Source organism: Bradyrhizobium sp. WU425 (genome assembly GCF_021052305.1).
Lineage (GTDB): Bacteria > Pseudomonadota > Alphaproteobacteria > Rhizobiales > Xanthobacteraceae > Bradyrhizobium > Bradyrhizobium canariense_D.
Genome location: NZ_CP088089.1, coordinates 6,384,287 through 6,403,235, shown reverse-complemented (window position 1 = coordinate 6,403,235; position 18,949 = coordinate 6,384,287). Strand labels below are relative to the sequence as shown.

Genomic DNA, 18,949 nt, shown 5'->3' with positions numbered 1-18,949 from the left:
AGGGGGCAGAGCCCGCAGCAGGAGGCGATGAAAGTCCCCCAAATAAGGACGACAACAATCCAAGAAGGGCCAAAGCCAGAATCGGCACGTCGGAAATCCATCAAATTGGTGCTGTCGGCTTTACTAGCAGAAGGGCGGGGGTTTTGGAGAAGGTCTCTTCCTGGGCATGGTGCCCGTACATCGGGCAAAAGGATGTCAACAAACAGTCACAAAGGGTTAGCGGGGTTCCGAACCGTGGCTTGCACGCAACAGTTGGGGACTCATTGGGCCGTTAACCATTCGCTCGGGGCCGGGAACCCTTGTCGCACTGCCCACTAGGCCGTACCAATCGATGCAATTGGAACTACGGGGGCCATTCATGCATACCTTTGCCAAAACGTATCTATTCAAGCCGGCTTTCCTGGCCGTCGCTTTGGCGCTGGGGGCGTGTTCGACCAACCCTGGCTCCGGCCCGTTAACCGACGACGTCAACAACAAGATCCAGACCGAGAATGCACCGGCGTACGAGTTGGTGCCGCTCAACCCGGCCACGGTGAAGATCCTGCACACCCATGAGCCCAAGGGGCTCGCGGGAGTGTTCACCGATCGCCGTCCGCCCGCCAGCATTGTGTTCGGCATCGGCGACGTTGTCAGCGTCACCATCTTCGAAGCCGCGGCAGGCGGTTTGTTCATCCCGGCAGAAGCCGGCGTCCGTCCGGGCAACTTCGTCACCATCCCGGATCAGTCGGTCGACAATGACGGCTTCATCACTGTGCCCTACGCCGGCCAGGTCAAGGCGGCGGGTCTCACTGCGGTACAAATTCAGCGCTCTATCGTTGAGAAGATCTCCAACCGCGCCATTGAGCCTCAGGTCGTGGTTGCGATGTCCTCGCAGCGGACACAGCTCATCAGCGTGCTCGGCGAGGTCAACGCGCCGGCGCGTTATCCGGCGAGTGCGGCGGGTGCCAAGGACAAGGTGCTCGACGCGATCACCCGCGCTGGCGGCATCAAGGGCCAGGGTTTCGAGACCTGGGTCATGCTGGAGCGCGGCGGGCGTAGGGCAACCGTGCCTTTCGAGAATCTCGTCATGGCGCCTGAGAACAACGTCTATGTTCGGCCTGAGGACAGCATCTACGTCTACCGCGAACAGCAGAAGTTCCTGGCGTTCGGTGCCAGCGGTCAGAGCGGCGAGTTCAACTTCGACGCATGGCGCATCAACCTTGGCGAAGCCGTGGGCAAGGCCGGTGGTCTCCTGGATGGCCAGGCCGATCCGGCAGCCGTTTATCTCTATCGCCGCGAGCCGCGTGAGGTTGCTGCCCAGCTTGGCGTCGACGTCAGCAAGTACACCTCTGAGACGATCCCGGTCATCTTCAACGTGAACTTCCGCGATCCGGGTGGCTTCTTCCTGGCCACCAAGGTCATGATGAAGAATGGCGACGTGCTCTATGTCTCGAACTCGCGCAACGTCGAAACTGCCAAGTTCCTGCAGTTCCTGCGTGTGATCATGGCGACCGGCAGCGATGCCGTGAACCTCTCCAACGACGCCCTGATCTTCCGCAACAACATCAAGCTGGCGCCGTAAGGCCGGAGCCAACCTGATCCACGAAACGATGGCACCGGGGCTTCGTCCCGGTGCCATTTTCGTTTAGAAATCACAGCGGTTCTGTTCGGGGTGGATCAAGGCTTCACCGAGCAAGATTTATCGCCGATCGGTCACCCCGCAGGTTGCAAGGTCTTCATGTGCTTTGGACGGCAAGCAGCTCGGTGCTTATTGGCTCTCGTCATCGCGGGGCCGTCTCTGATGGGCAAGGCTGCCGGCGAAACCCAACAGCTCGGTGTCCGCCACCGGATCGACGTGGTGGTCTCGGCTGAGCCTGATGCACCAATTTTTCGGCACTTGCGCGAGGCCAAGGGCGAGCTCTCCTTCACCGTCCGGCTTTCAGCAAACGCCAAGGAGAGTCGCTTCTTCGGAATGCTGCACCCCAACTTCTCAGACATTGTTGTTCCCGACGGCGCGGGCAAACCTCTCGTTCGGCAGACCAAGCTATGGGAAGAGGAGGTCTGCCATCAGCGCCGCGGGCTGCCGAAGGTGACGGTGACCCAGCTCGCGGGACATTTCGGCGAGGGGGACGGGCGAGTCGAGATATCCGGCATCAACCGCCACATCGGGCTGCTGGTCCCGCCGGATGAATTAACCCCCGGAATAAAACTCGACTCGGGGAGTGATAATCTTGGGCTATTCTACGGCTTCCGGGCGCAGACCCGGATTAGCCGCTTGAACGTGGATCTGAAGATCTATCCGATCGATTGCTTCCTCTAGAGCTAGAGCCAAGGCCGGCCAACCGACGATGCGCTTTCCGCTTCCCCGTATACGTTGGTCGTGGAGCTGGCCTGCGACCTTCATCCTGTTCTTCGTCGTCGCCGGGGCGCCGTTCCCGTTCGGCTCGACCAACGACCTCTCGATCGCGTTCTGGTGCCTGTGCCTGGGCCTCGCCTTGATCGTGGCGCCGACGCGCGACTTGCGCCGCCCCCATTTCTGGATGATCGCGGGCATCGGGGTGATCGTGGCCGGATACGCCTTCGTGCTGCATGAGCAGCTGTCCGATCATCCCTGGATCGCGCCGTTCAATCCGATCTGGAAGCAGGCGTCCGAACTCCTGGGCGTGCCGATTGCGCCGTCGGCATCCATCGTCAAGAACGAGGCGTTCTTCGCATTGGGTGCGCCACTCGGCAATATTCTGGCGATCCTCCTCGGCATCACCGTCGGTGCCGAGCGTGAGCGCGCCCGCCGTCTGCTTTGGGTCATCGCCGTCTCCGGCAGCCTTTATGCGCTTTATGGCGTCGCTTCGTTCCTGATCGAGCCCACCATGATTCTGTGGCGGGACAAGACGGCCTATATGGGCAGCGTCACCGGCACCTTCATCAACCGCAACACGGCCGCGGCCTATTTCGGTTCCTGCGCGGTGATCTGGATGCTCTTGATCCTGGAGGATGTCCGCCGGCGCTTGCCTGAGCGGCACATCGAATGGAAGCGCGTGTCGCGCGACGTGGCCGAGATCCCGCCGCGCCAGATCCTGCCGCATCTCGGAGCGCTTCTGATTTGCCTGATGGCGATGTTCATGACCGGCTCGCGCGCCGGCGTCAGCCTGTCGCTGCTCGCGATGATCGCCTCCTTCACGGTGTTCCTGCGCAAGGACCTGCCGCCGCGGACCGGAATCTGGATCTCGCTCGGCTCCGGCGTGGTGGTGGCGCTCGGCCTGATGCAGCTGCTCGGCGGCCGCGTCTCCAGCCGGTTCGACAGCCAGGGCCTAGTCGACGAGGGCCGCATCGAGGCCTGGAAATCGACGCTCAAGATCATCGCCGACAATCCCTGGTTCGGGACCGGCATGGGCACCTTCCAATGGGCCTTCCCGCCCTACCGCAGCCCCAACATCTCGATTCGCGGCATCTGGGATATCGCCCATTCCACGCCGCTGGAGCTCGCCTCCGACGTCGGCATCCCGATGGCGCTTTTGGTGGCGGCCGGATGGGCGGTCATGTTCGTCATCCTGGGCCGCGGCGTGTTCGCCCGGCGGCGCGACGCCATCATCCCGCTGGCAGCGGCGGCGACCGCGAGCCTGTCGCTGCTGCATTCCTGCCTGGACTTCACGCTCCAGATCCCCGGCTATTCCATTCCGTTCTTTGCGCTTTTCGGCGCCGGCCTTTCGCAATCGTTCCGTTCGACCGAGCCGGCGCGGGCGCAAGGCGAGGCGATCGCCGCACCGGACCAGCAGGGGCGCCGGACGCAGCCCGCGCGAGGCCAGCGCCGCGCCCGCGCGCTTCACAAAACTGTCTAGTTTTGAAGCAGTTGCGCCGTTTACGAAGTCTTTAGAATAAGTGGACAGCGATTTACTCTTCCGCTAGGTTCCGGCACTACACAGCCACTTGCCCGGGCCGAGACGTAAAGTGGGCAGACGTTTTTTGGAGGTTTATTTATGAGCGTTATCAAGATTGCGCTTCGCATGGCTGCGGCCGCGGCCCTGGCCGCGACGATTTCGAGCGCCGCAAGCGCCGCCGTCTATCCGCCGCAGCGCCAGCTGCCGGCGACGGTCATTTCCGAGTTCAAGGCGACACCAGGCACGCTGTTGACGCAATTTCCGGCCGGTGCGCAGCTGATCTCGCGCGTGCGCGACCTCGGCGCGTCTGATCCGACCACGGTTCCGGCCCTGATCGCGCTCCTCAAGGACCCCGCGACCACCAAGGACCAGATCCGCGCGATCGTCGCCGGCCTCGCCCAGCTTGCCCGCATGGCCGCGGTCGCCGATCAGGCTTTTGCCAATGAGATCCAGGCCGCTGTTGCCGGCACCGGCAACGCCGACGTGATCGCAGCCTACCAGGCCGCAACCGGCGACGTCGCGATCGCGGCGGCTGGCGGCGGCGGCGGTGGCGGCGGCTCCGGATCGGGCGGCCCGATCGGCAATCCTGGCAACACCGGCGGCTCGAACAACGGCGCGCCAAGCTTCGGCGGACTGCACTACGCGACCCAGGTCAGTGGCGGTGCCTCGGGCGGCGTGAGCGGCACCTCCAACGCCGCCAATCGTATCAGCGACCGCTGACCGTAATTGCCCGGAGGCCACAAGCCTCCTGGGTGCCGTATTCGCCATCTAGTCAAAGCGGCGCTTCATCGCGCCGCTTTGCTTTTTGCCGTTAAGCTTCCCACAAGATCCGGGCCCCGCGGTACGGTGCGCCGCATCAACAACGTTCAATTGCAGCCGGCATTGTGCTAGGCTTTCCCTCGGCGCGGGTTTTGCAGATCAAGTTCGCTTCCAGATGCCGCGGCGCTGTTGGCAGACCACCAATCCTTAAACACAATCGATCCATTTCAGGAATTGCCGGATGTTGCAGGTGAACAAGCCGACCTCGGAGATCAACCGTGATTTCGCCGAGGCTGACGGTTCTCCGTCCCAGACGCTGACCTCCTATCTCGACATTATCAGGCGCCAGTTCCCGACCATCATCGCGATCGTGTCGGCCTGCGCGATCCTGTCGCTGCTCTATCTCTTCACGGCTGCGCCGCAATTCACCTCGACCGCGTCCATGGTGATCGACACCCGCAAGGTGCAGCTATTCCAGCAGCAATCGGTGCTCGGCGATGTCGCCGTCGATTCAGCCACAGTGGAAACTCAGGTCGAGATCCTGAAGTCCGAGAACATCAGCCTCTCCGTGATCCGCGACCTGCATCTGATTGAGGATCCCGAGTTTACCGGCGGCGGCGGGGGGCTGCTTGGTTCGGTCATCAGTGTGGCGTCGGGTCTGTTCTCGAACAGCCGCGCGCCATCTGAGTTCGAACTGACGCGCAAGGCGCTCCAGCGTTTCGAGAGCAACCGAACAATTAAGCGCCTCGGCCTCACCTATGTTATGGAAATAGGCTTTACTTCGCTCGATCCGCAAAAGGCAGCGCGGATCGCCAATGCCATCGCGGACGCCTATATCGTCGACCAGCTCGAGGCGAAGTACCAGGCGACCCGCCGCGCCAGCGTCTGGCTGCAGGATCGCATCAAGGAGCTGCGCACCCAGGCCTCCGCGGCGCAGAAGTCTGTGGTGGATTTCAAGATCGCCAACAACATTGTCGATAGCGGCGGGCGGTTGATGAACGAGCAGCAGCTTGCCGAAGTCAACAGCCAGCTTATCATGGCGCATGCCTCGACCGCCGAAGCCAAGGCGCGGCTCGATCGCATGAACGACATGCTCAAGCAGGAGATCCCGGACGCCAACGTGACGGACGCGCTGAAGAACGACACCATCGTCAAGCTGCGCGGGCAATATGTCGACATGTCCTCGAAGGAGTCCATCTGGTCGGCCAAATACGGCCGCGACCATCTCGCCGCGGTGAACCTGCGCACCCAGATGGCCGAGATCAAGAAGAACATCCAGGACGAGCTGAAGCGCATCCAGGAATCTTACAAGAGTGATTACGATATCGCCCAGACCCGCGAGGAGAGCATCAAGTCGAGCCTCGCCAACGTCGTCTCGGAATCACAGCTCACCAACCAGGCGCAGATCCAGCTGCGCGAGCTCGACAGCACCGCACAGAGTTATCAAGCGATGTATGACAATTTCTTGCAGCGCTACATGGAAAGCGTGCAGCAGCAATCCTTCCCCATTACCGAGGCGCGGGTGATTAGCGCTGCGACCACACCCTTGGTCAAGAGCGCCCCAAAGAGCCTTGTTGTTCTTGCCGGAGCACTGTTCGGAGGTCTCATCCTTAGCTTCGGCGCCGCAATGGCGCGAGAGCTCACCGATAAGGTGTTCCGGACCACTAGCCAGGTGGAGGAGCAATTGGGTGCCAACTGCATTGCGATCCTGCCGACGCTAGGCTCGGCAGCGTCAGCCGCAAGCCTAAGCGGGAAACTCTCTAGGAAGAAAGACAATCCGGAGCCGGACCTTTTGCGCTATGTCGTAGATCATCCGCTGTCGCGCTTCTCCGAAGCGGTGCGCTCACTAAAGGTCGCCGTGGACCTCAACTCGATCGTACGCGAGAACCGCGTGCTGGCGGTGACCTCGACCCTGCCCAACGAGGGCAAGAGCACGCTCTCGACAAACCTTGCACAGCTCATCGCTCACAGCGGTGCGCGCGTAATTTTGGTCGACGCCGACCTGCGCAACCCCTCACTCTCGCGGGCCCTGAGGCCAGATGCCAAGGCCGGCCTCGTTGATGTGGTCGCGCAGAAGGTGCAGCTCGACGACGTGATCACGGTCGATCCGCAAACCGGGCTTGCAATCCTTACCGCCGGCACCACCTCGAAGCTGCTGCACACCAACGAGATTCTCGCCTCTAAGCCGCTACGCGACGTCGTGGCCTCGCTGCGCTCAAAATATGATTATGTCGTGTTGGATATGCCACCGATGGCACCGGTCGTCGACGTGCGTGTCACCTCGCCCTTTGTCGATTCGTATGTGTTCGTCGTCGAGTGGGGTAAGACTAAGATCGACGTGGTGCGGCATAACTTGCGTAACGCGCCCGAGATCCAGGACAAGTTGTTAGGCGTTGTGCTGAATAAAGCCGACACGCGGCTACTCGCGCGCTACGAATCTTATCACGGTCGCTACTACTACCAAAAGTACTACGCCCGCTATGGGTACGTGGAATAACCGACGCTCTCTCGGAGATAACTGTGCCACTACCGCTTGCGCGCGGGTTAATTGTCCTATTCGGGCTTGTTGGGTTGTCATGGTCGGCGGCCGTATTACCCTCGTGTGGGACGGTGGTGATCGCGCGCGAGGTGACGGCACGAATTCTAGCGGATGATCGCTTCAAGCGGGGCGTAACGGGAGAGATCCTTGCCCAATTCGAAGCAGCACCGGCGTCGCGCATTCAGCACCCCGACTTCATGCGTGCGAAGGCGTTAGTCAGCCTGCGCTCAACCGAGGAGATGATGACGCGACGTGATCTGGCCAAGTTTGATCGCGCCCTTGAGGCCGCGGAAAACAACGTGCGTTCGACCCTCGCACTGAACCCCGCGGATTCGTTTCTGTGGCTGTTGCTCTACTCGGTAGCAACGGCCCGTGGCGGCTTCAATGAAGGCAACATCCGCGTTTTGGAGCAGTCCTATGCACTGGGACCGCTGGAAGGTTGGATCGCGCCCCGGCGTAACCGACTCTCGCTCGCGTCCTTTCCGGCGCTTCAAGGCAGGGTGCAGGAAAGCGTCGTTTCCGAGTTCTCGGCTTTGGTCGACGGCGATTTTATCGAGGATGCAGTCACAAACTTGATAGGAGCGGGCTGGGCGGAGCGCGAACGCTTATTGGCTAGCCTAGTACGGGTGGACGTCATTTCGCGCGAGGCATTCGCCAAAAGGCTTATACGTGATGGAATTCACGTCAATGTGCCGGGAGTTGAGATCGATCAAAGGCTATGGCGATGATGATCGGTCGATGCTTGAAGTCTTTTGTGGGCGTAGTCGCGATCGCCTCATACCTGCAGACGTCTTTGCCAGTATTTGGCCAAAGCGGAACAAAGCCGGCCTTCCGTGTTCAGGGACCCGCCGAGCAATCCTCTTCAGCGAGTATACGGGACGCGCTAAATCGCCCGTGCTTGGATATAGAAGCCGCCTCGCGTGCTCACACCGTCAATCGAGACCTTTTTGACCATATAGTCAGCTTCAAGAATCGATGTGCGAGGGTCGTCAAGGTGAAAGTCTGCTATCTAAGTTCTGAAAACTGTAGGAGCGCAGACATAGGAAGCTATCAGCGCGAAGATTTAGTACTGGGCACGATGAACAAGGTAAGTTCGTTCCGATATACGATCGTTCAGAAGTGACTGTGAGACGTTCGTTGTCCGGACACTCGATGGCCTGCTTGGGAAGGCAGTAGCCAACATTGAAGATCAAGCCATCCAATCCAAGATTATACAATCACTAGGCCCCGCCTTGGTAGCAGGCCTCTTGTAATCACTTCCTTGGATAGACAGTAAAAGGCCGCCAGACGGTGATCGCACAAACAGACGCGGGGTTTCGATTTCGAATGGCCCGGCTAGGTTCACCAGATCCGATCTAAATAGCTCGTTCCCTTCCCCGTCACGCAAGAATAGTTCATACTTGCTTGTGCTTGTGCTTGTGCCAAGCTTCACGAAGTGCACTCTGAGGAGCATCGCCTGCGGGGGAAGGCAGATGTGAATGGAATCTTCGGGCAGGCTCCCAGGCCAGTATTGAAAAAAAACCTGCAAATGCTTGCCGGATCTCGAAGTATTTGAGGATTTGGCACGCGAAACTCCCATGACCGTTCCATCCACGATCCTCGTATACGACTGCCCCGGTAAGGTGCGCGCCTCCTGATAGCCGACAACACAATTTTGGAGCGTGATCGCTGCCATCGAGTTTTCGCCCCAAACTGAGAGATCGTGGATGTGTTCCGAAACGACGCATCCGTCGAGCAGTATCCGAGCCCCATCTCGGCGATTGAGTGCGCTCGGTCCGCGCCCGAATAGTACGGAGAATGGCTCTTCCCATATGCTGGACGCGCGAGCCAATTTGCAGTTCGAAAAATGAATAGACGTCGACGATTCGGCCAGTTCAATGGTGTGTCGAGCTCCACCAACCACCGGCTGAACGGCCACGCCGTCGAACGTCACAAGAGCTCGCGTGTTTAGGTCGCCCCCCCCGAGCAGCTTTGCCTTGTTGCTACGCAGCTCAATCCGCGCACCGGAGATGAGATAACTATTGATCTGCCCGGTTAGGTCGCCGCCTACTCTGAGGACATACGCGCTATCATCACCTTCTAGATCCCACTCTATAGCCCCGTCAAAATGGACCGGGACTATACCTTCGATTTTCCGATTCCCAGATATGCCGCCCTTACTTGTTCGAAAACGTCTTCCGTCAAAATAGAAGATTGCATTTGGCAAATAGGCTGTCTGGGGTTTCCATTCGGGCGCGTGACCGAAGTTGCTCAAAATTATTGAGCCTCCGAGCAAAGTCAAATTCCCACCTCGAATGAACCGAAACATATCGCCGAGAATTACCTCCCAATGGCAGAAGAGTGACAAATGATTGACTGCTTGAGGATTCAGGCAATCTATAACGTGACCAAAAATGATCGCCCGACAGTTAATAAAAGCGTTTTCAGAGCCATTAGCATCGCCAACGATCTCAAGAATCGCCCCATTCATGTCAGCTCTCTTTTCGTCGCCACGAAAGGAGCAGTTTATGAATGTCCAATTCTGCTCAGGATCACCGGATCGACCGGATCCGAATTGTCGGAAGCAGCTAACTTTCGCGGGGATCGATAGTTCGACAGCGTCAAGTTGAATGCTCAAATTCGCCAGTCTCAGACCTAGCAGAGTCGCATTTGGATCGTCTTTTTTCTCATCAAAGTAGCCATCATATAGGTAGTACGTTTCGGCTGAGTTCGCCGAGGCCCTTGGTCTGAAAACCAACACAGTAGTTCGGCTTCCGGCACCGAAGATGTCCCACGAATAAATGGGGTGTCGTCTGGGGGTTGAACGAAAGAGATTGTTTCGCGTGATTAAGAAGCGTCCAGGCGGAAAGTATAGGGCTTGAGGTAGGGTAGAATCCGGGCCTGCCAGACAGCGTTCGATAGCTCGCAAAATGGCATCGCTGGAGTCTACGAGCCCTTTCGGATCGGCTCCAAAATCGACAACATTTACGGTACCTGCCTCCGATCGGCTTGCATTGGCCATGCCGACCTTCGCAGCGAGTTCTAGTGGATCATGACCATTCGCAGCAGCGACATGAGCAATCTGGCTCGCAGTTCTCGCAAGTATGGAGCGTCGAGTGAACATGACTATGCTTCCATCCATCGTTTCGAGTCTGGGACATGTACAATCGAAGGGTTGGAAGGCGGCCGCATCGTCTAGGAAGACGGATTGTCCCTGGACGAGCGTGACAACATTTCCACGACTTCAAACCTGCCTCGGCTTATTCTACGCTCCGCCAATTTTGGTCGACGACGGGTCCACTTTGTCGACAACCAAACGATCGCATACGTCAGGACAAAGGGCCCTAATATGCCGACCAGAGATCCTCTTAGGATGATGAACAGGTAACCAACGACAGTCGCTGGAGCAAATAACTCCCATTTGTTGCCAGTTGCGCGATGGGCTCGTATCTGACCGTCGAGTCTTGCCAAAAAAGCCCCGAAAAGCGCAGCTCCAACTATGGTGCCGAACGTTCCGAGATCGACATAGAACTCTGAAGGCAGAGGCGCGGAAATGTTTATGAAGTTGTATCCATTAAACGCTGCGGCTTCTCCGCCCGTACCATAGCTCTTCCCCGGCCAGAATTCCCGCGGAACGAAGAAAAAGGCAGCGGAAAGCAGATTTGATCCATAGTGAAATCCCGCTTCTTGCGCGTATCTCACTACATTGATTGTAGATTGAAAGCCGTCGAAGTCCCCGTTGGACGCGAAGTAATCTAGCAACGATGTTGATAGCAGTTGCTGAATATTGCCTCTCGATAGCAGGCTGATGGCGGGGAAAATCGTAAGTTGGCCAACAAAAAATGCTGCCGCGATAGCGGTCTTCCGAAATTTCGTCAGTTTCACGAATACGAGCAACAGTATTATGACGTAAGCGAATAGAAGAAATCGCGGTATTGCAATGGGAGAGTTCAGAACTGAAAATACCGCAAATGTGACTAGGGCGAAAGTGAGCCGTCCTAAAGACGCTCCGTTTGCCAATGTCACAAGTGAGACCAAGAAAGCCACAAAGGACAATATTCGAGGAATGCTTAAGGCAATCAGAGTCACAGGTGTATATTCAACTCGGAGCTGGTAAGCGTCACCCCGGGAAACGGTATAGTTTTCAATCCCGAAAGCAAACGCGACGGCCAAGGCGACAGAAACATACAATGCTGCAAGGACGTATTCCGTGCCGCGCTTGTGTAGGCGGTTAGGGTACCGTCCTGCTTGGTGCGTAAAGGCAAAGGAATACGCAGCAACAAAGGAGAGGGAAAACAGAAAGGCGCATAAGGAAGCCCAAAGAATGTAATCATCGCGATACATCCTATTGTAAAAGGGAAATCTTCCAGTGGATAGATGGATATAGCCGGGTAGCAAGTAGAAGAGCAAGAAATAGAGATAAAGATAAAATTCCGCAGCCCGTTCCTCGCTGCTGGTTATATTGAATGCTAAGGCGCCCATCAGCAGAGCTATGTTGGCAAGTAGAATGAGCGAGCTCGCCGCAAAGAAGTGGTCGCTCGGTACAACGGCAAATATCAGACCTGCGACTGCGATGCCGACCCAGATACACATGCCTAATCGCATTTTAAACTCTGGCTAAACAAGGCCTCTCTCAAGGCGGAGCTCAATTTCTCGTTGGGGTCGTAAGGCCGCGCGACGGATTAAATAGATGAGCGACCGCCGGACAAGGTAAAGCGGGGGGCTTCGATCAGTCTGCGCTGCGTCGTATCTATGTCTCGCACGAAGATGAGATTATCCGACGTTCCCTTTTCCGCCGGCACAAAGGATCTTGCATAGGGATCATATGCGGTTGGCATGAAACCCGCCGAGTTGATGAGATTTAATAGCTCGCTTCTGGAATAGCCGTAACGATCAGAGGATTGGTTGACTTCGACGATAATGGCCTTGAGGTCACGGCTTGCGAGCAGGGAGGTGGCGCCGCGAAGAGCGGGAAGCTCATACCCTTCGATATCGATTTTCATGAGCGAGACTGGTCTGTTGTCGATGAGGGCGTCCAGCGTGGTCATCGGGACGTCGATGGAATTATGTGTTTCGTTTGGCCCAAGGAGATGATTCGTTGTGCTGGCGGCAGCGTAAGCGAACCTGGCCGTACCGGAACGATCGGAGACGGCAACGTTCTGAAGATCCACCCCCTCACAATACCCGTTGATACTGACATTGCGCTTCAGCGCAGAGAAGGCGGCCGGGCCTGGTTCGATCGAAATTACTGACGCGCCAGCGGTTCTGGCGAGCACGGAGAAAACCCCGACGTTCGCGCCGACATCTAGAAAAATGTCTCCTTGTCTAAGCAAGTGTAGGCAAAAACCCATCTCTTCGGGTTCAGACAAGCCCCAGAAGATATTGCCTGTTGCGCTGGTCATGCCAGGCTCTACTACCAGTGTACTTTCGTTGACAAAAGGGACCACCATCGGCCCCAATGCCAATCTGCTGGACAGATGCCAGAGAAGCCACCGGGCTACCGCCGACAGTTCGTGTCCGTTGTTCAATGGATGACCTGTGATTTGCTTTAGATTGTGGGCTTGATGCAGGACTCTTCCCAGGAAACTCATTACTCGCCTCCGAATAGGCCTACAAATGTCGGCCATGAACCGCATCTTCGGGAAAATCTACTTGCTTAAGCATCGGCTAATCCCGTGCCATCAGTGGCTGACCCTGTTTATGAATTGAATGACTTGAGAAGGCAGCATCCGCTTGACTGCTTCTCGGATTCTTAACTTCAAAAAATACTGCAATCCAATCAAGCGCGACTCTATCTTCGCAACATTTCCATTTAGAAGAGCGATTCGGGCGAGGGGGGGTGTCCTGTAGCGGATGTGACTGGCAGCAATCGTAGCAAAGTGAGCGTTGTCCTGTCCCACAATGCCGCCGCATTCGGCCAACAAGCGAAGGTTTTTGAAAGCTATATACGTCTCTTCGGCCGCCATCGAAGGATTAGCAATCAACATCTTATGGTTGGCATTGTTATAGCGATTCTCTGAGGTATCGAAGATCAGATCAGTTCCGACGGGAATTTGGATGGCCGATGCAGCGTCGGAGTCGTCGCTCGCCAGGAAAACTGTCTTGAAGGGCCATCTTTCGTAAATGCCGAGAATAGCCTCATTTACGAGCGCAACCGGAACGTAGGGAGTTTCGACTTTTTTGTCTCCGCGTCTAAGGTGCACCCCTAGCGTGTCTTTAGATATTCCAAGCCGAACTAGATCTTTCTGAAGCCGATCTTCGAATGAAGAGAGGAAGCGAATTTTCGAAAGGAGCCAACCGTCGAGTTGTGCGAAGTCTTCGGTCGACAGGGCGTATTTGTCGGCAAGCTGGCGTTCCACCCACGTCTCAACACTGACATTCTCCGCCTTGAGTAATTTTTGCATGCGGAAATAATCGAAACTCACGATCTTTCGGAAATCGTGCTCGTATGGCAAGTCAACGTATGGAGCGGCTTCCAGTTGACCTTTGTCGTATTTGGTCGCAAATGACCGCTCCATGCTTTGGATGTACGGCGGGTCATCATCGCGAAGAAAGACGGCTTTGCGTTTCATCGCAAGCCCAATTTTCATTCCTAAAAGTCTCCGCGATAACTGTCCGCCGTATCCAATTGGGAGTTGATCTATGACCAGTGCAGGCTCGTCTATCGAAAACTGCAGCTGGTTCAAGACAGGCTCGAGCAGACTCTGAATGCCTTTCATGACTGGACGCTCTTGTTAGACAGCGAGCCGCTGACGAAAAGCCACGTTAGGTAAAGTGCAGCTAAAGCGCTCCCGATTGCGATTGCGGCAAGCATCGCGATTGGCCCCAATTGGACGGTAGCAAGGCCGCCGACTACGACCGCGATTGCGTTGCTCAAAAAGCAAACTTTGCTGAACAACTCCATTTTGTGGCCCGCTAAATAGATGCTCGCTAGCAGGGCAAGTGAAACTGTAAATCCAAACAGCAAAACGCCCGCTCCTGAATACCAGATAAGTTCATGGCCATTAATGACGACGGCTCCAAGACGCATGTTCTGCTGGCTCTTAGTTGAGAGGACAACAATTGTAAGCAGAACGCCAATTACCGTGAGGGCGCATTGGATAGAAAAGGATTTCTTTAGGCGTCCGATCCAATGAACATCATTGCGTACTACCGCGTCTACGTAGGCAGGAATCAACGGTCGGGCGATGAGAGAAAGCGGATTTATCAGGCGCGCGATTAGAAGTTGAAGAGTGGAGAACGTTGCGTAGCTCTGAGGCGTAGACAGGTAGAACGCAACAAAGGAAGAGCCGTAGAGCTTGATGTAGTCGGACGCGCTATTGATAATGTTCGGGCGGGCGCAGCTGATGGCATCCGCCCATTTGTGCGGGCTAAGCTCGATGCGGGTTCGAATCCGTGCGGAGGACATCAATTGAGCAAAAGAGGCGAGGCCCCAAACCAATGGAGAGAAATAATAAAGATAAAGTACGTGCTCAAAAGTCAGGTTACTCCAGCGGTAGAGGATCGCAAAGCCTGCGATTATTGTAAGATTATTAGCAAGAGCAAATGCGCTAGAGATGTGGTCTTGCCTGATACCCAACCGAAATATTTCTGCCCAGGACAGCGTAGCTGTGGCTATGACTGCGATCGCGGCAAGTCCAATGTCGATGCGGAAGGGTGAAGGCGAAAGCCAGTAAGCTACCAAAAACGCAGGCAGCGCTAGGATCGCTCCCAAGCTGAGGAAGATAGCGAGAGCATCCTCAGCCACTTCTCTGAGTGCACTCTGGTCTCGCAAAGCAAAATGCGCGAAGCGAACCACAAATGCTGAACCCATCGGACCGAAGACAATCGACATCAGGCTTGTAACGGCCATCGAGAAGTTAAATGCTGCATACTCGCTTACTGTTAGCGACAAAGCAGCAAGGGGTAGACATGCGAATACTACAAAGAAGCCAACTAGCTTAGTCATCGCGCTGAACGCGATGGATCTGATTAATAGGTAGTTCCGCGTCCGAGGCGCGGGCTGTTCTGGCGGCGCTCGAACAATGGCTGGCATTTGTTGCAATGTTGACTCTGAATCAATTCCGAAGTTGACCGACGTTGTGGATCGTCCTGCACCCATCGAGAATGGACTTGGCTGCTGCTCCAGGAGTATAGGATGCTATATGACGAAGGCACGAGTGGGCGGTAGCTGTTATATCAGAGAACGTTTCCGGCACTGCCATCATCTTTTCAGCCAGTTGGTTGATGTTGCCCCATTCGAAAACGAATCCAGTTCGACCTTGGTCGACCAGTTCGGGCACACAGCCGCAGCGGTCGCTTACCACTGACGGGCACCCATAGCTCAGCGCCTCGTTAACAACGAGACCCCAAGGTTCGCTGTGGCTCGGAAGAACTAAGCAACTCGCTTTAGAATACTCGTGAAAGAGGGCCGCATCATATTTTGGCCCAGCGAAATCGACTTGCTGTTGAATTCCTAAGTTGGCAGCAAGATCACGCAGTTCTGGTTCTGACGCTCCCTTACCCACGAGAACCAGCTGCGCGTCGGATCTCGACCCCAAAATCTCTTTGAAGGCGAGCAGTAGATGATCTAGCGACTTTTCTGGAGACAGGCGCCCAACGTACAGGTAGCGAGGAGCGGCGTTACTTTGGGCATTCTCGATTCGCTGTTGGAGCGCTTTTTCAACCGAATAATCTTGCGGCAAGGCCGCCGCCTGACACCGAACAAAGGTCTTGCTGGTCGGCACGCCATAATAGCTCACATATTCCATCGCGCGAACGCCATAGCAGAAAATCCCGGCGGCCCAGTTAAAGATAATGCGCTTGGCGACCCCTTTCCAAAAGGTCTGCCGCTGGTCGTAAAGCGTGGAGTCGCAGAACAATGCAAACGGCCGTTTCTTAAGACTCAGAACAAGAGCCTGAAGCCATACAACTGGCCTTTCGTACCCCGCTAGGACGGTTACGTCTGCTGGGTCTTTCCACGTAAGGACGGCAGCCTTCCACAGTAGTTTGAGCTGTGGGATGTCCGAGGACGCGCCCTTGAACAGCAGCGTAAAAGGATATTGGTGCCAGCTCTGATCGATCGGCGATAAGCCGGCCCGGTTCGCATCAGTCTCCGCGATCTGGTAAAAATTGACTTGGATGTTTTCAGACTGGGTTTGACGGTGGATCGAAGAGAATACCACCGCCTTGTAGCGCGACCACATGATGTTATGCCAGATCGCTATCTTCATGAAAAATTCTCTGCAATCAAGAAAATGAAGGAGGGGCCGAGAGCGCCCTTCGCGCCTTCGCCTTCTCTACAGTATGCATATCAGTCATGTTGCGGGCTATGGAAGCGCGAGATGCTATCTTCCCCGAATTCGCCTCAAGATTGCGCAGCCATGCAACGGCTACGGGCACAAACGATTTTTCCTGCGGTATCATCAGGCCATTCTTTCCAACTTGGGAGGCGATGCAGCCTCTCTCATATGCGATGATGGCGTTGCCCGCAGCCATGGCCTCGTAGAGCACCGTGGGCTGGGCTTCATTGGCGTAGATGGTCGGAAACACAAACACATCAATCGATTCGTAGAACCGGAGCTTGTCGTCACCGTAAAGGGGTCCAGCATAGTTTAAGCGGTCGCCGAGTTCTTTCTGCGCCGCTTCGAGAGCGCTCCTGTCCTCAGCCTCACGTACAGGCCCGGCAAGGGACCCGTGCACGTTTAAGCCCTGATCACGGCTTGTCCGCAACAGATCAAGAAAGAGGTAAAGACCCTTTTCGCGATTAAGGTTGCTTAAAAGTCCGATTTTGAGCCGCTCGCCTGGCGAGGGGAGAGGCTGGCTGGATTGAGGAGGGACAAATGCCGCGTTCGAAATGACGATGGACTGCTTGGGCTGCCAATACGTGCGGCCGAACTGCTCCCGCATGCGCTCGCAAAGAAAGATATGAACGACGTTTGGTCCGGCCACCTTTAGCGCGACGGTCATGATGCCGCGCCGCTCGTTGATGTATCCGAAATTATGGTGGTGCAGGTAAATCGGAAAGCCAAGCAGGCGCGCCAAGGTCGATAGATAGATCGTATAGACCAGCCCGAAATCACTTTGGCACGGCATATAGCAAGCGCGGTTGCTGCGCCACGCGTTCAAAACCAGATGAGTCGAGGCGAGCAGCACCGTCGCCGTTCTTGACACATGATAGACCAAGCCTCGCTTGGACACTCTTGGTGAGATGTTCAGGATCTTGACGTCGTGATCCTCAGCGAGCAGCTTGAGGTACTCCGACGTGATATAGGCAAGCCCGTCGGTCGGCGGCGGAATCTGTCCGATCGCCACGATGAAACGTCGATTGATCTGCATCGCAGCTCGGCCGAGTTCGGCCACCATGTTCAATAGGCGGAAGTGCCAAATATGCCGAAGGCGGTTCGGATGATGATCCTCACATCCAACCCCACGCTCCAATTATTGATGTACCACAGGTCATACTCCACGCGCTTCTCCATCATCTCGAGCGCGCGGGTTTCTCCGCGGTAACCATTAACCTGGGCCCAGCCGGTGATGCCCGGCTTGACGTGGTGGCGGTAGGCGTAGTTGCCGATGATCTGCTCATATTCGGTGTTGTGGGCGGCGGCGTGCGGGCGGGGGCCGACCAGCGACATGTCGCCCTTGAGCACGTTGAAGAGCTGCGGCAGCTCATCGATCGAGGTCTTGCGCAGCCATTTGCCGATTGCCGTCACGCGCGGGTCGTTCTTCTGCGCCTGCACGATCTTCGGGCCGTCCTCGAGCACGCGCATGGTGCGGAACTTGTAGATCTTGAAGGCGCGGCCGTTGAAGCCGTTGCGGGTCTGGCGGAAGAACACCGGCCCCTTCGAGGTCGCCTTGATCAGCACGGCGGTCACCAGCATCACGGGGGCGAACACGATCAGCGCCAGGGCCGTGCCTGCGAGGTCGAGCGTGCGCTTGAGCGCGCGTTCGTTCCGGGACAGCGGGGCGCGGCGCAGCTCCGCGGTGAAGGTGTTGCCGGTCGATTGCAGCGGATAGCGCAGGAAGCGCGCGGCGTGGGCGTCGGGCACCAGATGCACGGGAACGGGCAGGATCTTCAGCGCGTCCAGGATGCTGTCGATCGCGTGCTGCCGGCTCCAGTTCATCAGCAGGAAAATGTGCTCGATCCGGTTCTCGCGCGCATAGGCGATCAGCTCGTCAAAGCGCGGCGCGATCGCCGACAGCAGCAGCGGCGAGGCGAGGTCGGCGGAGCGGATCTCCATGATCCGCATCAGGCGATAGCCGTGCTGGGCGAGGTCCATCATGGTGTTGGAGGCCGCCGGCAGCCCGAATTCGGCGATCATCACCGCGCGGCTGTTGGCGAACGCGCCGGTCGCGAGCGCCCTCGCGGTCCAGCACCCGGCCGCCAGCTTCCAGGCCAGCAGCACCGTGAGGCCGACCAGGTAGAACGAGAGCGTGGTGCCGCGGGAAAACTCCTCGCTGACCTTCATGGTGAAGGCGAGCGCCAGCAGCGCCCCGAACAGCCCGGTCCACGTCGTCACCGCGGTGCGGAACGCGCGCGACAGGTTGGTGATGTTCTTGAGCCGATAGCCGTGCTGGACCGTGGTCAGCAGGATGAAGTTGACGGCGACCAGGACGCTCGCCGCGGCATAGACATTGGCCTTGCCGAGCGCCGATTGGGTGTAGAGATGATAGGCGACCGCGCAGCCGATGCCGCTCAGCACCACCAGCACGGCGTCGCCGACCATCACCAATCGCTCGACCACCAGAGGACGAAGAAAGCTCCAGGCTAAACCTTGAGGTGCCGGCGGACCTTGCTCGAGCACACGAATTTCCGCAACAGAATCAGGCACAGAGG

General features: G+C 57.0%; 14 protein-coding genes and 1 pseudogene. 6 read left to right on the top strand and 9 right to left on the bottom strand.

Annotated features, from left to right (window positions below):
* Window positions 1-358 precede the first annotated feature (358 nt).
* The 6 genes from BcanWU425_RS30895 (at window position 359) to BcanWU425_RS30870 (ending at window position 7,880) form a co-directional block, all read left to right on the top strand.
* Entirely contained in the window at window positions 359-1,561 is a 1,203-nt protein-coding gene (locus BcanWU425_RS30895; RefSeq protein WP_085359815.1) for a polysaccharide biosynthesis/export family protein, read from the top strand.
* A gap of 219 nt (window positions 1,562-1,780) precedes the next feature.
* A complete protein-coding gene (locus BcanWU425_RS30890) occupies window positions 1,781-2,299 on the top strand; it encodes a hypothetical protein (RefSeq protein ID WP_231188845.1) in 519 nt (172 codons plus the stop codon).
* Between the two features lie 28 nt (window positions 2,300-2,327).
* Window positions 2,328-3,815, top strand: a complete 1,488-nt coding sequence (locus tag BcanWU425_RS30885) for an O-antigen ligase family protein (RefSeq protein WP_204513757.1) — start codon at window positions 2,328-2,330, stop codon at window positions 3,813-3,815.
* A gap of 138 nt (window positions 3,816-3,953) precedes the next feature.
* Window positions 3,954-4,574 (top strand): hypothetical protein, encoded by a 621-nt coding sequence (locus tag BcanWU425_RS30880; protein ID WP_204513758.1) that lies wholly within the window; start codon window positions 3,954-3,956, stop codon window positions 4,572-4,574.
* A gap of 280 nt (window positions 4,575-4,854) precedes the next feature.
* Complete coding sequence (locus tag BcanWU425_RS30875) at window positions 4,855-7,110, top strand: polysaccharide biosynthesis tyrosine autokinase (RefSeq protein WP_204513759.1); 2,256 nt, start codon at window positions 4,855-4,857, stop codon at window positions 7,108-7,110.
* A 116-nt stretch (window positions 7,111-7,226) separates the two neighbouring features.
* Window positions 7,227-7,880: a hypothetical protein gene (locus tag BcanWU425_RS30870; RefSeq protein ID WP_204513760.1), complete on the top strand. Its 654-nt coding sequence runs from the start codon at window positions 7,227-7,229 to the stop codon at window positions 7,878-7,880.
* 461 nt (window positions 7,881-8,341) lie between these two features.
* Here BcanWU425_RS30870 and BcanWU425_RS30865 read toward each other — a convergent pair whose 3' ends face one another.
* The 9 genes and pseudogenes from BcanWU425_RS30865 to BcanWU425_RS30830 all read right to left on the bottom strand — a co-directional run bounded on the left by BcanWU425_RS30865 (window position 8,342) and on the right by BcanWU425_RS30830 (window position 18,839).
* Window positions 8,342-9,622 carry a hypothetical protein gene (locus tag BcanWU425_RS30865; protein ID WP_231188843.1) on the bottom strand — a complete coding sequence of 427 codons (1,281 nt, stop codon included), beginning with the start codon at window positions 9,620-9,622 and terminating at the stop codon, window positions 8,342-8,344.
* A 171-nt stretch (window positions 9,623-9,793) separates the two neighbouring features.
* A pseudogene (locus tag BcanWU425_RS37755) lies at window positions 9,794-10,153 on the bottom strand (glycosyl hydrolase family 28-related protein); the annotation flags it as partial.
* Window positions 10,154-10,326: 173 nt separating this feature from the next.
* Entirely contained in the window at window positions 10,327-11,736 is a 1,410-nt protein-coding gene (locus tag BcanWU425_RS30860) for an O-antigen polymerase (protein ID WP_204513762.1), read from the bottom strand.
* Between the two features lie 77 nt (window positions 11,737-11,813).
* A complete protein-coding gene (locus BcanWU425_RS30855; RefSeq protein WP_204513763.1) occupies window positions 11,814-12,722 on the bottom strand; it encodes an FkbM family methyltransferase in 909 nt (302 codons plus the stop codon).
* 90 nt (window positions 12,723-12,812) lie between these two features.
* Window positions 12,813-13,850: a hypothetical protein gene (locus BcanWU425_RS30850; RefSeq protein WP_204513764.1), complete on the bottom strand. Its 1,038-nt coding sequence runs from the start codon at window positions 13,848-13,850 to the stop codon at window positions 12,813-12,815.
* A complete protein-coding gene (locus tag BcanWU425_RS30845) occupies window positions 13,847-15,079 on the bottom strand; it encodes a hypothetical protein (protein ID WP_204513765.1) in 1,233 nt (410 codons plus the stop codon). Before BcanWU425_RS30845 ends, BcanWU425_RS30850 begins: the two co-directional genes overlap by 4 nt.
* A 109-nt stretch (window positions 15,080-15,188) precedes the next feature.
* Window positions 15,189-16,343, bottom strand: coding sequence for a glycosyltransferase (locus BcanWU425_RS30840; RefSeq protein WP_204513766.1), 1,155 nt, complete (start codon window positions 16,341-16,343; stop codon window positions 15,189-15,191).
* Between the two features lie 16 nt (window positions 16,344-16,359).
* The gene (locus BcanWU425_RS30835) at window positions 16,360-17,475 is read right to left on the bottom strand and encodes a glycosyltransferase family 4 protein (protein WP_204513767.1); all 1,116 of its coding nucleotides are present in this window, start codon (window positions 17,473-17,475) and stop codon (window positions 16,360-16,362) included.
* A 2-nt stretch (window positions 17,476-17,477) separates the two neighbouring features.
* On the bottom strand, window positions 17,478-18,839 hold the full coding sequence (locus BcanWU425_RS30830; protein ID WP_204514094.1) for an undecaprenyl-phosphate glucose phosphotransferase: 1,362 nt from the start codon (window positions 18,837-18,839) through the stop codon (window positions 17,478-17,480).
* Window positions 18,840-18,949 lie beyond the last annotated feature (110 nt).

Excerpts from the sequence above, each read along its gene's own strand:
- BcanWU425_RS30895 (WP_085359815.1), top strand. The coding sequence starts at position 359 with ATGCATACCTTTGCCAAAACGTATCTATTCAAGCCGGCTTTCCTGGCC.
- BcanWU425_RS30890 (WP_231188845.1), top strand. The coding sequence starts at position 1,781 with ATGGGCAAGGCTGCCGGCGAAACCCAACAGCTCGGTGTCCGCCACCGG.
- BcanWU425_RS30885 (WP_204513757.1), top strand. The coding sequence starts at position 2,328 with ATGCGCTTTCCGCTTCCCCGTATACGTTGGTCGTGGAGCTGGCCTGCG.
- BcanWU425_RS30880 (WP_204513758.1), top strand. The coding sequence starts at position 3,954 with ATGAGCGTTATCAAGATTGCGCTTCGCATGGCTGCGGCCGCGGCCCTG.
- BcanWU425_RS30875 (WP_204513759.1), top strand. The coding sequence starts at position 4,855 with ATGTTGCAGGTGAACAAGCCGACCTCGGAGATCAACCGTGATTTCGCC.
- BcanWU425_RS30865 (WP_231188843.1), bottom strand. The coding sequence starts at position 9,622 with ATGAATGGGGCGATTCTTGAGATCGTTGGCGATGCTAATGGCTCTGAA.
- BcanWU425_RS30860 (WP_204513762.1), bottom strand. The coding sequence starts at position 11,736 with ATGCGATTAGGCATGTGTATCTGGGTCGGCATCGCAGTCGCAGGTCTG.
- BcanWU425_RS30855 (WP_204513763.1), bottom strand. The coding sequence starts at position 12,722 with ATGAGTTTCCTGGGAAGAGTCCTGCATCAAGCCCACAATCTAAAGCAA.
- BcanWU425_RS30850 (WP_204513764.1), bottom strand. The coding sequence starts at position 13,850 with ATGAAAGGCATTCAGAGTCTGCTCGAGCCTGTCTTGAACCAGCTGCAG.
- BcanWU425_RS30845 (WP_204513765.1), bottom strand. The coding sequence starts at position 15,079 with ATGACTAAGCTAGTTGGCTTCTTTGTAGTATTCGCATGTCTACCCCTT.
- BcanWU425_RS30840 (WP_204513766.1), bottom strand. The coding sequence starts at position 16,343 with ATGAAGATAGCGATCTGGCATAACATCATGTGGTCGCGCTACAAGGCG.
- BcanWU425_RS30835 (WP_204513767.1), bottom strand. The coding sequence starts at position 17,475 with ATGGTGGCCGAACTCGGCCGAGCTGCGATGCAGATCAATCGACGTTTC.
- BcanWU425_RS30830 (WP_204514094.1), bottom strand. The coding sequence starts at position 18,839 with ATGGTCGGCGACGCCGTGCTGGTGGTGCTGAGCGGCATCGGCTGCGCG.